The sequence below is a fragment of the Pseudonocardia xinjiangensis genome, assembly GCF_050948425.1.
Classification (GTDB): domain Bacteria; phylum Actinomycetota; class Actinomycetes; order Mycobacteriales; family Pseudonocardiaceae; genus Pseudonocardia; species Pseudonocardia xinjiangensis.
This window is the reverse complement of sequence record NZ_CP192009.1, coordinates 3,669,549-3,683,588: the sequence shown is the minus strand read 5'-3', so window position 1 is coordinate 3,683,588 and position 14,040 is coordinate 3,669,549. Positions and strand designations below refer to the sequence as shown.

Annotated in this window: 14 protein-coding genes; 10 read left to right on the top strand and 4 right to left on the bottom strand. The window is 73.1% G+C overall.

Annotated elements, in window-relative coordinates; genetic code table 11:
* Positions 1-32 precede the first annotated feature (32 nt).
* From ACQPZA_RS17315 to surE, 9 genes are all read left to right on the top strand, one after another.
* Positions 33-572 (top strand): methylenetetrahydrofolate reductase C-terminal domain-containing protein, encoded by a 540-nt coding sequence (locus ACQPZA_RS17315; RefSeq protein WP_433282279.1) that lies wholly within the window; start codon positions 33-35, stop codon positions 570-572.
* The gene (locus tag ACQPZA_RS17310) at positions 572-1,549 is read left to right on the top strand and encodes a methylenetetrahydrofolate reductase (RefSeq protein WP_433282853.1); all 978 of its coding nucleotides are present in this window, start codon (positions 572-574) and stop codon (positions 1,547-1,549) included. Before ACQPZA_RS17315 ends, ACQPZA_RS17310 begins: the two co-directional genes overlap by 1 nt.
* Complete coding sequence (locus ACQPZA_RS17305) at positions 1,539-3,014, top strand: SAM-dependent methyltransferase (protein ID WP_433282278.1); 1,476 nt, start codon at positions 1,539-1,541, stop codon at positions 3,012-3,014. Before ACQPZA_RS17310 ends, ACQPZA_RS17305 begins: the two co-directional genes overlap by 11 nt.
* Positions 3,014-4,117 (top strand): hypothetical protein, encoded by a 1,104-nt coding sequence (locus tag ACQPZA_RS17300; protein WP_433282276.1) that lies wholly within the window; start codon positions 3,014-3,016, stop codon positions 4,115-4,117. The genes ACQPZA_RS17305 and ACQPZA_RS17300 overlap by 1 nt, the downstream gene beginning before the upstream one ends.
* Positions 4,118-4,122: 5 nt before the next feature.
* Positions 4,123-5,328 carry a methionine adenosyltransferase gene (gene metK, locus ACQPZA_RS17295; protein WP_433282851.1) on the top strand — a complete coding sequence of 402 codons (1,206 nt, stop codon included), beginning with the start codon at positions 4,123-4,125 and terminating at the stop codon, positions 5,326-5,328.
* Positions 5,328-7,028 (top strand): formate--tetrahydrofolate ligase, encoded by a 1,701-nt coding sequence (locus ACQPZA_RS17290; protein ID WP_433282273.1) that lies wholly within the window; start codon positions 5,328-5,330, stop codon positions 7,026-7,028. Before metK ends, ACQPZA_RS17290 begins: the two co-directional genes overlap by 1 nt.
* 112 nt (positions 7,029-7,140) lie before the next feature.
* A complete protein-coding gene (locus ACQPZA_RS17285) occupies positions 7,141-7,302 on the top strand; it encodes a hypothetical protein (protein ID WP_433282271.1) in 162 nt (53 codons plus the stop codon).
* 56 nt (positions 7,303-7,358) lie between these two features.
* Positions 7,359-8,297, top strand: coding sequence for a 1-phosphofructokinase family hexose kinase (locus tag ACQPZA_RS17280; RefSeq protein WP_433282269.1), 939 nt, complete (start codon positions 7,359-7,361; stop codon positions 8,295-8,297).
* Between the two features lie 8 nt (positions 8,298-8,305).
* Entirely contained in the window at positions 8,306-9,103 is a 798-nt protein-coding gene (surE, locus tag ACQPZA_RS17275) for a 5'/3'-nucleotidase SurE (RefSeq protein WP_433282267.1), read from the top strand.
* On the opposite strand, the gene ACQPZA_RS17270 is transcribed toward surE, so the two are convergent.
* The 3 genes from ACQPZA_RS17270 to ACQPZA_RS17260 are packed head-to-tail and all read right to left on the bottom strand — an operon-like array spanning position 9,065 to position 12,050.
* Positions 9,065-9,655: a D-sedoheptulose-7-phosphate isomerase gene (locus ACQPZA_RS17270; protein WP_433282848.1), complete on the bottom strand. Its 591-nt coding sequence runs from the start codon at positions 9,653-9,655 to the stop codon at positions 9,065-9,067. The genes surE and ACQPZA_RS17270 overlap by 39 nt on opposite strands.
* Before the next feature lie 56 nt (positions 9,656-9,711).
* Positions 9,712-11,007, bottom strand: a complete 1,296-nt coding sequence (locus ACQPZA_RS17265; protein WP_433282265.1) for a glycosyltransferase — start codon at positions 11,005-11,007, stop codon at positions 9,712-9,714.
* A gap of 5 nt (positions 11,008-11,012) precedes the next feature.
* Complete coding sequence (locus ACQPZA_RS17260; RefSeq protein WP_433282262.1) at positions 11,013-12,050, bottom strand: glycosyltransferase; 1,038 nt, start codon at positions 12,048-12,050, stop codon at positions 11,013-11,015.
* A 460-nt stretch (positions 12,051-12,510) separates the two neighbouring features.
* Here ACQPZA_RS17260 and ACQPZA_RS17255 point away from each other — a divergent pair, with 460 nt between their 5' ends.
* Complete coding sequence (locus ACQPZA_RS17255; RefSeq protein ID WP_433282260.1) at positions 12,511-13,470, top strand: YihY/virulence factor BrkB family protein; 960 nt, start codon at positions 12,511-12,513, stop codon at positions 13,468-13,470.
* A gap of 18 nt (positions 13,471-13,488) precedes the next feature.
* On the opposite strand, the gene ACQPZA_RS17250 is transcribed toward ACQPZA_RS17255, so the two are convergent.
* Entirely contained in the window at positions 13,489-13,956 is a 468-nt protein-coding gene (locus tag ACQPZA_RS17250) for an STAS domain-containing protein (protein ID WP_433282846.1), read from the bottom strand.
* Positions 13,957-14,040: the final 84 nt, after the last annotated feature.

Genomic DNA, 14,040 nt, shown 5'->3' with positions numbered 1-14,040 from the left:
GACGGGCTGGCGACTCGAAGGGGAGGCCACCGGTGTCCGACCTGCCGCACCCGACCGCACCGCGACCCACGGCCCGCGCCACCTACCGCCTCGCTCCCGTGCTGCGTCCGCGTGGCGCCCACCGCAGGCTGGCCGGCTGGCTGGAACGGTCACCGCGCGCCCTGCGCGTGTTCACCGCCTCCGAGCGCCGCAGCAAGGAGCGCCTCTTCGGCTGCCGCATGTGCGGGCAGTGCGCACTCCCCGCCACCGGCTACGCCTGCCCGATGACGTGCCCCAAACAGCTGCGCAACGGTCCCTGCGGCGGGGTGTCCCCCCTCGGTGAGTGCGAGGTGTACCCGGGTGAGCGCTGCGTCTGGCTGATCGCCCACGAGCGCGCCGAGAGCGCGGGACGGGCTGCCGACCTCGCCCGGTTGCAGCGCCCGGTCGACCACCGCCTGGCCGGAACGAGCTCCTGGGTCAGCTACTGGCTCGGCCGCGACGAGCACCTCTGGACCGGCGACGACGGGCTGGCCGCTCCCCCGGCCGTGCACCGGCCACCGGTGGACCTCGGCCTGCCGCGGGTGAGCCGGTGATGGGCCGGGCGGGCGAGGCCCGGCATCCGGCACCGACGTCGCCGCCGCGGCTGCCCGCGGCGCGGGGCCTGCGCGGTGCGCTGGCGTCGGGGCGGTTCGCGGTCACCGCCGAGATCGGGCCGCCCCGTGGGGTCGACCGCACCGCGATCACGCGCTCGGCCGCGCTGCTGCGGGGCTGGGTGGACGCCGCCAACGTCACCGACAACCAGGGCGCGCACGTCCGGCTGTCCAGCCTGGCCGGGAGCCTGCTGGCCGCCGAGGCCGGGGTGGAGCCGGTGATGCAGCTGACCTGCCGCGACCGCAACCGGATCGCGCTGCAGTCCGATCTCATCGCCGCCGCGACGCTGGGCGTCCCCAACGTGCTGCTGCTCACCGGCGACCACCCCGTCTTCGGCGACCATCCGGAGGCGAAACCGGTGTTCGACCTCGACAGCGTCCAGCTGGTGTGGGCGGCCAGGACGATGCGCGACGACGGGCTCCTGCTGTCCGGGCGGCCGGTCGACCCCCGGCCGGGTTTCCTCATCGGTGCGGTGGAGAACCCGTTCGCCCCGCCTGCGGGCTTCCGGGCCGCACGGCTGGGCAAGAAGGTCGCCGCGGGCGCCGAGTTCTGCCAGACCCAGTTCGTGTTCGACGTCCCGGCCTTCGCCCGCTTCATGGCCGAGGTCGCCGACCGCGGCCTCGACACCCGCTGCGCCGTCCTCGCCGGAGTGGGGCCGATCCGGTCGCTGCGCGCCTACGAGTTCATCCGCACGGAGGTGCCCGGCGTCCACGTCCCCGACGAGGTCGGTCGCAGGCTCCGCGGCGTCCCGGCCGACCGGGTCGCGGCGGAGGGCGTGACGCTGTGCGTGGAGACCATCCAGGCGCTGCGCGAGATCCCCGGTGTCGCCGGGGTGCACGTCATGGCCTTCGGCTACGAGCGCGGGATCCCCGAGATCCTCGAGCGGGCCGGCCTGGAGAGGAGTGCTCGTGCTGGTTGAGATCCGGCCGGCGGCCCGGCTGCGCGGCAAGAACGCGGTGGATCTCACCGCGGCACTGGCCCCGGTGTTCGGCGCCCTCACCACCGAGACCGACGACGCCGGGCCGGTCACCGACCTGTCCCGGCTCCGGGTGGTGGCCGACTGGGTCCAGTACCGCAACAACTTCCGCACCCCCGTCGAGCTGCGCCCGGTCGTCGGCGGCGGCCCTCCCGAGCTGGCCCTGGACCTGCGCGGGATCTCGGGGACCGGAGCGGACGCCGTCACCTCCGGCGTGGCCGCCGCGCTGCGGGCCCACCACAGCGGTGGCACGGGGTCGCGGCACCTCACCCTCGAGGAGTGGGGGCCCACTCGTGACAGCGCGATCTGGGCGTTCAACTCCCTGTACTGGCAGCACCTGCAGCTGTGGGAGGAGGCGACCGGGCAGGGCTACGAGTCGGCGCTGCCGGGCGGGCAGAGCGACGCGCGCCACCTCGAGCCGGTCCGGGAGACCATCGGCAAGCTCTTCGCGATCTGGGACTCGCTCGCCGACCGCCGGGCCCTGCCCGAGGAGCTCTACGTCGTCGAGCTCGGGGTGGGCAACGGCAACCAGGCCGGTACGTGGCTCGACACCTTCGTCGAGATGGACCGCGCCCACGGCCGGGAGTACTACCGGCGCCTGCACTACCTCATGTGCGACTACTCGCCACACGTGCTGGAGCTGGCCAGGGCGACCGTCTGCGACCACGCCGAGCACGTCAGCTCGTTCGTCCTCGACGCGCAGCGCCCGCTGACCTCACTCGCGTTCCTGCGCTTCAAGGTGTTCTTCGTCTACATCTCCAACGTCTACGACAACCTGCCCACCGACGAGATCGCCACGATCGGGCAGCGCGAGCACCTCGTCGAGGCGCGGGCCTACCTCCCCGACACCGACGCCACGGCGATCGCGGCCGGGCTCGGGATCGAGCCGGAGACACTCGGCGCACTGGTGCAGAAGCTGCTGCGCCTGGGGCCGCCCCTGCTCGCCGAGGCCTACCCGCAGCACTTCGCCGACGTACCCGCCGCGGTGCAGTTCTGGCGGGAGTGCTGGCAGTCGCTGAAGCTCCAGGAGCGCTACGTCCCGCTGCACGGCCTCGACACGTACGAGATCGCACCCGGCATCAGCGGCGAGCTGCTCCGGCCCCTGCTCGCCACCGGCGGCGACGTCCGGATGCACGTCTCGAACGGCGCGGCCACCAGCTTCGCCGAGACGCTGCCGCTGCTGCACCCCTACGGCAGGCTGCAGTGCCACGACATCGTCGTCACCGACCCGCACCAGTACCGCAGCGGGTTCCGCGGTCCGGGCAAGTACGACGGGTCCGTGGTGAACTGGGTGAACGGGCCGCTGCTGGCCCACATCGGTGCCCGCAAGGGTTTCGACGTCTCGTTCGCGCCGTTCCGGCGCAACGGCAGCAACATCATCACCATGACGGCGGACGTGAGGGACTGATGGGCGTGGTGACGGCCGGGGTCACGGAAGTAGCGGCGGCGACCCCGGAGCGCCCGGCCGCGGTCGGCGGCGGCACCCCGGGGACGGGCCGGCTGCTGCTCCCCACCACCGTGATCGGATCATGGTCCGTGCCGGACTGGCTGGAGCGCGCGAAGACCGGCGTCCACCACGGCAGCGTCAGCCGCAGCCAGCTCGCGGACATGCACGACATGGCGGTGAAGGCCGCGTTGAAGGACCAGGAGGTGGCCGGCATCGACATCGTGTCCGACGGCGAGCTGCGTCGCGACAACGACATCGACTACCTGCTCGTCCGCGTGCCCGGCGTCGAGGTCCGCGACGCCGTGAAGGCCTTCTACTTCGACTACCTCGACCTGGAGCTGCCCCGGCCGCTCCCGGAGCCCGGTCCCGGCGTGCTCGGGCTGGTCCCGGACCTGGAGTTCACCCTCGCCCACACCGACCGTCCGGTGCGGTTCTCGATGACCGGGCCGTTCTCCCTGTCGCAGCGGCTGCGCTGCGGTGCCTACCCCGACCGCGCCGACCTCGTGCGCGCGCTCGCCCGCGTGCTCAACGCCGAGGCCCGCGCGCTGGCCGGGGCGGGTGCCCAGCTCCTCCAGATCGACGAGCCGCTGCTGGCGGGGCACCCTGAGGACGTGGGGCTCGCGGTGGAGGCGGTGAACATCGTCACGGAGGATGTTCCGGTCACCTGGGCACTGCACGTCTGCTACGGCAACCGCTACGCCCGCCCGCTGTGGGAGGGCCACTACGACTTCCTGTTCCCCGCCGTCCTGGACGCCGCGGTCGACCAGCTGCTCCTCGAGTTCGCCCGCAAGGGCGACGAAGACCTGCAGCTGATCGAGCGCCACGGGTGGGAGCGCACGCTCGGCGTGGGTGTCCTCGACGTGAAGACGGCCGACGTCGAGCCCGTCGACGTCATCGAGAAGCGCATCGAACGAGCCCTGCAGGTGGTGCCGGCCGACCGCATCGTGGTCACGCCGGACTGCGGGCTGCGCCACGTGCCCGCCGGCGCCGCCCGCGCGAAGCTGCACGCCATGACCACCGCGGCCGCCGCCGTCCGCGACCGTATCCCGAAGGAGAACACGTGATCCCCCTGGCCGAGAACGAGCACCTCTTCACGTCCGAGTCGGTCACCGAGGGCCACCCCGACAAGATGGCCGACCAGATCTCGGACGCGATCCTCGACGCGGCGCTCGCCGCGGACCCGGCCTCCCGTGTCGCCTGCGAGACGCTGATCACCACCGGCCTCGTCGTACTGGCGGGCGAGATCACGACGACGGCCACCATCGACTTCGCCGAGGTCGTCCGCAAGACGATCTGTGAGATCGGCTACGACAACGGCGCCTTCGGGTTCGACGGCAGGCACTGCGCGGTGATGGTGGCGCTGGACAAGCAGTCCCCCGACATCGCCCAGGGTGTCGATGTGGCCCACGAGCATCGCGGCAAGCTCTCCGAGGACGAGCTCGACAGCGCCGGCGCGGGTGACCAGGGCATGATGTTCGGCTTCGCCACGCGCGAGACCCCCGAGCTCATGCCGCTGCCGATCGCGCTCGCGCACCGGCTCTCCCGGAGGCTGGCGGCCGTGCGCAAGGACGGCACGCTCCCCTACCTGCGCCCGGACGGGAAGACACAGGTCACGGTGCGCTACCGCGACGGCGTCCCCGTCGCCGTCGAGAAGGTCCTGATCTCCACGCAGCACGCCGAGGAGGTCTCCACCGAACAGATCCGCGCCGACCTCTGGGAGCACGTCGTCACCCGCGAGATCCCGGCCGAGCTGTACTCCGCCGAGCACCTCAGGGACAACTACTACGTCAACCCGACCGGCCGCTTCGTCATCGGCGGCCCCGTCGGCGACGCGGGCCTCACCGGCCGGAAGATCATCGTCGACACCTACGGCGGCTTCGCCCGCCACGGCGGCGGCGCGTTCTCCGGGAAGGACTCCTCCAAGGTCGACCGGTCCGCCGCCTACGCTGCTCGGTACGTGGCGAAGAACCTGGTGGCCGCCGGGCTCGCCGACAAGGTGGAGGTGCAGGTGGCGTACGCGATCGGGGTGGCCAGGCCGCTCTCGGTTCTGGTGGAGACGTTCGGCACCGAGCAGGTGTCGCCCGCCATCATCCGCAAGCTCGTCGACGAGCACTTCGACCTGCGCCCGGCGGCGTTCCGCCGTCAGCTGCAGCTCGACCGCCCGATCTTCGGCAAGACCGCCGCCTACGGGCACTTCGGCCGGGACGACCCCGACTTCACGTGGGAGCGCACCGACAAGGCCGCCGAGCTGCGCGCAGCGGCGGGGCTCGCCTGATGGGCGGATTCCCCTCCGACCTGCAGATCGCGAAAGCCGCCAAGCTCCTCCCCCTCGGTGACATCGCCGCCGGGATGGGGATCGGCTCGCACCTCGTCACGCCCTACGGCCGCCAGGTGGCGAAGATCGAGCTGGACGCGATCGAGGAGCTCGCCGACCGGCCGCGCGCCAAGTACGTGGTGGTCTCCGCCGTCACCCCGACGCCGCTGGGCGAGGGCAAGACCACCACCACCGTCGGGCTCGGCCAGGCGATGCACCACATCGGCAAGCGCGCCACCATCGCGATCCGGCAGCCGTCGATGGGGCCGACGTTCGGCATCAAGGGCGGCGCCGCGGGTGGGGGCTACTCCCAGGTCGTGCCGATGGAGCAGCTGAACCTGCACCTCACCGGCGACTTCCACGCCGTCACGGCCGCGCACAACATGCTCTCGGCGGTGCTCGACAACCACCTGTTCCAGGGCAACGAGAGCGAGATCGACCAGCACAACATCACCTGGCGCCGCGTGCTCGACGTCAACGACCGGGCGCTGCGCAACGTGGTCGTCGGGCTGGGCTCGCGGCTCGACGGCCTGCCGCGGCAGACCGGGTTCGACATCACCGCGGCGTCCGAGGTGATGGCGATCTTCGCCCTCGCCCGGTCGGTGCCGGAGATGCGCGAGCGGGTCGGCCGCATCGTCGTTGCCTACACCCGCGACGGGAAGCCGGTGACGGCCGAGGACATCGGCGGCGCCGGGTCGATGGCCGTGATCATGAGGGACGCGATGGCGCCCAACCTGCTCCAGACGTTGGAGAACACGCCCGTGCTGGTGCACGCGGGCCCCTTCGGCAACATCGCGCACGGCAACTCGTCGGTCGTCGCCGACCTGATCGGCATCCACTCGGGCGACTACCTCATCACCGAGGCCGGCTTCGGCGCCGACATGGGCGCCGAGCGGTTCTTCAACATCAAGTGCCGGGCGTCGGGCCTCACCCCCGACGCGGCGGTCGTCGTCACCACGGTGCGGGCGCTCAAGGCCCACTCGGGCAAGCACCGCATCGTGGCCGGGCGGCCCCTGCCGGAGGCGCTGCTCGCCGAGAACCCCGACGAGGTGCACATCGGCGGCGCCAACCTGCGCAAGCAGATCGAGAACATCCGGGTGCACGGGGTGCCCGCGGTCGTCGCGATCAACGCCTTCCCCGGCGACCACCCCAGCGAGCACGCCGCGATCGCCGAGATCGCGGCGTCGATGGGCGCCCGCTCGGCGGTGTGCACCCACTTCGCCGACGGCGGCCGCGGCGCCACCGACCTGGCCAGGGCCGTGGCCCAGGCGGCGGACGAGCCGTCGGAGTTCCGGTTCCTCTACCCGGAGTCGGCCCCGCTGCGGGAGAAGATCGAGATCGTGGCCCGGGAGATCTACGGCGCCGACGGCGTGGACTACGCCCCACCCGCCGCCCGCCAGATCGACTCCTACGAGCGCAACGGCTTCGGCCACCTGCCCGTGTGCATCGCGAAGACGCACCTGTCGATCTCGTCGGACCCGTCGCTGACGGGGGCGCCGACCGGATGGCGGCTGCCGGTGCGCGAGGTACGCGCGTCCGTCGGCGCCGGGTTCATCTACCCGATCTGCGGCGACATGCGCACCATGCCCGGCCTGGGTGCGCACCCGGCGGCGCACCAGATCGACCTGGACGCGGCAGGCGAGATCATCAACCTCTCCTGACCGGGCTCCGCGCGGTTCAGGAAAGCCACTTTGCCGCCCGCACAGGGCAGGAAAGTGGCTTTCCTGAACCTCTGGGTGGTGGGTCGCGCGGCGCTGCGGGGTACCCCGCTCGATGACCTCTCACCAGCAGCCGGAGCACGAGCCCGCCGAGGCCGCGCGGCCCACCCTCGACGGGGGCGACAGCCCGGACACCCTCGACCCGGACGCGCTGGAGGCGGGGGACGACGACGGGCCCGAGGAGGACCCGCCCCCCTCCGAACCCGAACCGGAGTGAGCGCGGCCGTCGCGGTCCGTGGCGTACCCCGTCCTCGATCGGGGTACGAACCGGACATGCCACCCAGCGTCGTTGTTTTCGCCCCGTCCCCCTTGCTCACCGTCACCATCGAGGACCGGGCCGGCGTGCCCGACATCCATGTGCACGCCGGCGGCCAGGCGGTGTGGCAGGCCCGGATGATCTCGACCCTCGGCGTGCCGGTGGTGCTGTGCACCACTCTCGGTGGCGAGACGGGTGACGTGCTCGGGCACCTGCTCCCGAGCGAGGGCGTGGAGCTGCGCGTGGTGCACGTCGACTCCCGCAACGGCGGCTACGTGCACGACCGCCGCGACGGCGACCGGGAGCCCATCGCCGAGGCACCCGGCGCGCCGCTGGACCGCCACGAGCAGGACGCGTTGTACGAGATGATGCTGCGCGAGGGCATCACCCACGGCACCGCACTGCTCGGCGGCCCGAACTCCGACCAGGTGATCCCCGCGACCCTCTACGCCCGCCTGGCCACCGACCTCTCCCGCAACGGCTGCCGTGTCGCCGCCGATCTCGCGGGCGAGCGGCTCGACGCCGTGCTGGAGGGCAACCCGTTCGTCCTGAAGGTGAGCCACGAGGAGCTGCTGGCGGACGGCCGCGCCGACAGCGACGACCCGGATGCGCTCGTGGCCGCGATGCACCAGCTGCGCTCCGAGGGCGCGGGCCTGGTCATCGTGTCGCGCGCCGCGGAGCCCGCGCTCGCCCTCCTGCCCGACGGGGACGGGGACGGTGCCGTGCTGGAGATCCGTGTCCCGGAGCTGAAGCCCGCCGAGACCCGCGGCGCCGGCGACTCGATGACGGCCGGGGTGGTCGCCTCGCTCGTCCGCGGCGAGCCGGTGCGGGATGCGCTGCGCACCGGCGCGGCGTGCGGTGCACTGAACGTCGTGCGGCGCGGGCTCGGCACCGGCGGGGAGGATGCGATCCGGACGCTCGCCGAACGCGTCGAGCTCGTCGAGTGGAAGAACTGAGGAGGGCCATGAGGGCGCTGGTGACCAACGACGACGGGATCGACTCCGTCGGGCTGACCGTGCTCGCGCGGGCCGCGCTGGCGGCCGGGCTGGACGTGGTCGTGGCAGCGCCCGCCGAACAGGCCAGCGGTGCGAGCGCGGCCATCACCGCCGTGCGCCGCGAGGGACGCACGGTGATGAGCCGTCGGGAGCTGCCCGACCTGCCTGGCGTGCCGGCATGGGCGGTCGAGGCCCAACCGGCGCACATCGTCGTGGCCGCGCTGCACGGCTGGTTCGATCCGGCACCGGACCTGGTGCTGTCCGGGGTGAACCACGGGGCCAACGTGGGACGCGCGGTGCTGCACTCCGGCACGGTCGGAGCGGCCCTGACCGCGGCCGTGAACGACGCCCGTGGTCTCGCGGTGAGCCTCGACGTGGCGCTGCACCCCACGGGCGACCGGCACTGGGACGCGGTGGACGGCGTGCTGGGCCGGGTGCTGGAGCTGCTCCTCGCCGCCCCACCCACCACCGTGCTGTCGCTGAACGTGCCCGACCTCCCACCGGGCGAGCAGCGCGAGCTGCGGCACGCCCGGCTGGCCGCGTTCGGCACCGTGCAGACCCGGGTGGACGACATCGGGGACGACAGCATGCACCTCGGGGAGATGGAGGTCGGTGAGAAACCGGAGCCGGGCACCGACAGCGCCCTGCTCGCGGCCGGTCACCCGACGCTGACCCAGCTGGTGTCGGTCACCGAGGACACGGGCCGGCTCGTGCCGGACTGGCTCGCCTCAGTCGATGGTCTCCCCGCCCGGCAGCGCCAGGGCTGACCGCACCTCGATCCCCCGCTCGACCGCCCGGCACAGCATGTGCAGGGCTACCAGGTGCATCTCCTGCACGGTCGCCGCGTCCCCCGGCAGGCACACGGCGTCCGTGCACATGCGGGCCAAGGGGTTCGGGCCCGGGCCGGTGAGGGCCCAGCTCAGGGCACCGGCCTCATGCGCCGCCCCGGCCGCGGCGAGCAGGTTCTCGCTGCGGCCGCTCGTGGAGAACAGGAGCACCACGTCCCCGGGACGGGCGTGGCCGCGCACCTGCCGCGCGTACACCTCGGTGTAGCCGTAGTCGTTCCCGATCGCGCTCAGGCTGGACGTGTCGGCGTGCAGCGCGATCGCCGACAGCGGGCGCCGCTCGCGGTCGAACCGGCCCACGAGCTCCGCCGTGAGGTGCTGGGCCTCCGCGGCACTTCCCCCGTTGCCCGCGGCGAGCAGCCTGGCCCCACCCAGCAGCCGGCCCGCCAGGACGTCACCCCAGCGCGCGAGGACGGGGCGCGCCCGGCGCAGGGCGGGCAACGCGTCCGCGAGCCGGTCGACGTGGTCGGCCAGGCTCGTCAGCACGTCCGCGACGGGAGCCTCGGGGGTGACCGGGGTCGTCACGGCGCTCACCGCAGCGCTCCGGCAGTCTCGGTGTCGAACTCGTCCATCTCGGCGGCGTCCACCTCGGCGTCCATCCCGGCGGCGTCGGAGTCCGTGGCCCTGATTCGGCCGTTCCGGGTCGCGATCACCTCGTCGTAGACCACTGCGGTCGACGCGGCCACCCGCTCCCAGTCGTAACGCGCCAACACCCGGTCGCGCCCGGCGATGCCGAACGCGGCTGCCCGCGTCGGGGATCCGAGCAGGTCGCGCAGCGCCGCGGCGAGGACGTCCGGCTTGCGTGGTGGGACGAGCAGGCCCGTGACCTGGTCGACCACGGTGTCCTGGATGCCGCCGACGGCACTGGCCACCACCGGGCGTCCGCAGGCCATCGCCTCGAGCGCCACCATGCCGAACGGCTCGTACCACGGCACGCAGACGACGGCATCGGCCGAGCGCAGCAGGGCGGGCACGTCCTTGCGGGCCACGGGCCCGATCAGCCGCACGCGGTCGGCCACCCCTGCCGCGGCCGCACGCGCCCGCAACCGGTCGGCGTCCGGGCCGGCGGGTTGGGCTCCGTTCGTGGCGGTGGCGCCCCCCGCGATGATCAGCTCGGCGCGGGGAAGCCGGCGCATCGCCTCGATCACCTCGTCGACGCCCTTGCGCCGCACCAGCCTGCCGAGCGAGACGAGACGGGGGCGCTCGAACCGCTCGGCCACCGGACCGTCGGGGGTGAAGAGCCGGGTGTCCACCCCGCAGGGCACCACGGTGATACGCCGCCGCGGCGTTCCGAGCCTGGCCAGCTCGAAGACCTCGTCGGTGCAGGTGGCCAGCACCCGGTCGACCGTCCGGGCGACGGCGACCTCGGCGCGCACGCGCCCTTCCGGGCTCGTGTCGTCGCGGCCCTGGTGGCGGCGCTTGACGCTGCCGAGTGCGTGGAAGGTCTGCACCACGGGGATCCGGCCCGCTGCCGCGGCCAGCGCCACCATGCCGGACATCCAGAAGTGCGCGTGCACGACATCGGGACGGGCGCTCGCCCAGGCCCTCTTCAGCACGTCGGTGAACGCCGGGAGGTGCGGCACCAGCTCGTCCTTGGGCAGCGGCCGGGGTGGCCCGGCCGGCACGTGCCGGACCACCACTCCGGGACGCAGCGGCACCGCGTCCGGGAGCGCGGGATCGTCCCGACGGGTCCAGACCGTCACGTCGTGCCCCGCTGCGGCCAGAGCCGAGCTCAGTTCCAGCACGTGCACGTTCTGGCCACCGGCGTCGGTCCCACCCACGGCGGCGAGGGGACTGGCGTGTTCGGACACCATCGCGATACGCATCGGCATCAGCTCCTTCCTGTCGTAGCGGTGGTGGCGGTGGTGGCGCCGGCCATCGGACGCCGGGCCGGGCGGCGGCCCTCGGTCGCGCGCAGCAGGACGTCCTCCCAGGAGGCGAGGAACCGGTCCAGTCCGTAGCGCTCCAGGGCGTGCCGGCGGGCGGCACCGCCCATCCGGGCGGCGAGCTCCGGTTCGGCCATGAGCTCGCGCAGCTGTATCGCGAGCCGGTCGGGATCGGTCGAGCAGTAACCCGTGCCGGACGGCACGGCCTCGTGGGCCTCCGTGGTGGCCAGGGCCACCACGGGCATGCCCAGGTGCATGGCCTCGATGAGCGCCAGGCCCAGCGAGGTCCACCGCAGCGGGTGCAGGTACGCCCGGCGGCGGGCCAGCTCCGCGTGCATGCGGTGCTGCGGCAGGTCGCCCAGGCCGCGGACCGGTGTCGACGGGTCCAGCCCGAGCCTCGCGGCCAGATCGTCGGTGCCCATCCCGAAGACGTCGAGCGGGGCACCGCGCGCGAAGCGCGGGAGCAGATCGGTGCCGGTGACCCGGTTGCGGCGCACCGGCTCGTTCACCACCACGGCGGCAGCCGGGAGATCCCCGGTGTAGCGATGACCGGGGTCGACCACCCCGTGCTCGACCACCGTGGTGGGGGTGGTGCCGCAGTCCCACATCAGCCGGTTGAAGTGCGTGACGTGGACGATGGTCAGGTCGCTGCGATCGGCCATCGGGTGCCGGCTCGTCGCCGCGTGCTCCCGGGGCGCGTTGTGCTCCAGGTACACCGCCGGCACGTCGCGGCCGGGGACGCGGCCCAGCCACCGCTGCGCCAGCTCCAGCTCCTCGGGACGTTGGAGAACGACGAGGTCCACCTCGGCGTCGGCGAGCCGGTCCGGAGCCGTCTCGACGGCGCCTGCCGGCCAGTCCCACGCCTCCGGCCGCCCTCCGCCCCAGGGCCCGCGCTCGGGCAGTGTGGGCAACAGGTATCGGTGTGGCCCTTGAACGAATGCAGTCGTCCAGGATCCGTGCACGTGCCACAGGACGATGTTCACGTCGCGGGTGTGGCCCGTCGGGCGGCGATCAAACACCACGAGCCCAACTGCTACTCTCCGCGACCAACTACTACTCCTCGTCATCACGGTGGACGCGGGCGCCGATGTCCCGGACACGTGCTCCTCGTTGTCTCCACCGCGGGGAGTACCCCACGTCGGGCCGGATAAGCGCAGGAAAACGGGCCGTACGACGGCGAGTGAGCCGGTTCCGGCCGGGGTACGCCCGCCGCCGTGGAGCACGCGGCCGGCCGGCACGACGTACTGGCCGTGCTCCACACGGGGTCCGGCAAGTCCGCGATCCACCAGATCCCGACGCTGCTGCGGGACGGCCCCGACCGGAGACAGCGGATCGGCGGCGGTCCGGAGGGTTGGGACCGCCGCCAGCGGCTATCCGCACGGGAACGGCGGCGCCACCGAACGGCAGCACCGCCGGACGACGGCACCCCGCAGGAGGATCTACGTGTCCAGTCCCACCCGGAGCTCCCTCGGCCAGGAGGCGGAGACGCCGGTCCAGATCCCCCCGCGCGGCTGGTGGCAGGTCGTTCGCCGCGCCTTCAAGGAGAGCAGTGCGGACCACGTTCCCATGCTGGCGGGCGGCGTCGCGTTCTTCGCGTTCCTCGCGTTCTTCCCCGCTCTGATCGCCGCGATCACCCTCTACGGGCTCATCGCCGACCCCGGCGAGGTCGCCGGCCAGGTCGAGAGCCTCGCCGGCACCCTCCCGCAGGAGACCCGGCCGCTCATCGCCGACCAGCTCAACTCCGTGGTCTCCACCAGCGGCGGCGCCCTCGGGGTGAGCCTCGTGGTGTCGCTGCTGGCCGCGCTGTGGTCGGCGTCGAGCGGCACCGGGAACCTGATCCAGGCGGTCAACCTCGCCTACGACGAGGAGGAGACGCGAGGCTTCCTCAAGATGCGCGGCCTCGCGTTGCTGCTCACCCTCGGGGCGATCGTGTTCGTCCTCGTGGCGCTCACGCTCGTGGCGGTGGTGCCGCCCCTGCTCGACGCGCTGCCGCTCGGGGCCGTCGGGCTGGTCGTGGCCCAGGTGGTCCGCTGGGCGTTGCTGGCGGCGGTGGTGATCGGCGCGCTGGCGGTGGTCTACCGCGTGGCGCCCGACCGCGACGCGCCCCGCTTCCGCTGGGTCAGTGTCGGCGCGCTCGTGGCGGCCGTGCTGTGGCTCATCGGCAGCGTGCTGTTCAGCCTCTACGTCAACAACTTCGGCAGCTACAACAAGACCTACGGCGCGCTCGCCGGCGTCGTCGTGCTGATGCTGTGGCTCTACCTGACCAGCTACATCGTGCTGCTCGGCGCGGAGATCAACGCGGAGGCCGAGCGGCAGACCCGCCGCGACACCACGAGGGGCGAACCGGTGCCGCTGGGCGAACGGGGGGCCGAGGCGGCGGACCAGGTGGCCGAGGGCCCGTAGCGACGGCGCCCGCGGCGGTCAGTCGTCGGGTGCGGCGAGCGCCTCGTCGAGATCGTCGCGGTACCCGAGCACGTCGAGCAGGTTGGTGATCTCCAGCACCCGGCGCACCGGCCGCGCCGCGGACGCGGTGCGGAACGAGACACCGTGGGAGTACGCGTGGCCGCGGGTGTCCATCAGGACGACGAGCCCGGTGGAGCCGCAGAACGACAGGCCGGACAGGTCGACCACGAGGCGGTCGGGGCCCGACTCGACGGCGTCGTAGGCCGCCTTGCGCAGCAGCCCGGCCGTGGAGAGATCCACCTCACCCGCCGGGGCGATGACGAGCACTCCTGGCCGCGGCTCGGCGATCGACACCCGGAGCAGGTCGGACCGCGGCGACACGGGTGACCGTGGCTGCGGAATCTCGGAGCCGAGAGAGGCGACCTCGAAGCGACGCGTCATCCGGTCACCCACCATCCGGTGGTGGCGGAAGATGTGGGGCACCACCAACCCCCCGGCTCCTGTTCACGATGCTCTCCCCCGACCCCCTGCGCAACCGTGCCACCCGGTCGGAGGGGCCGTGATCTCGCG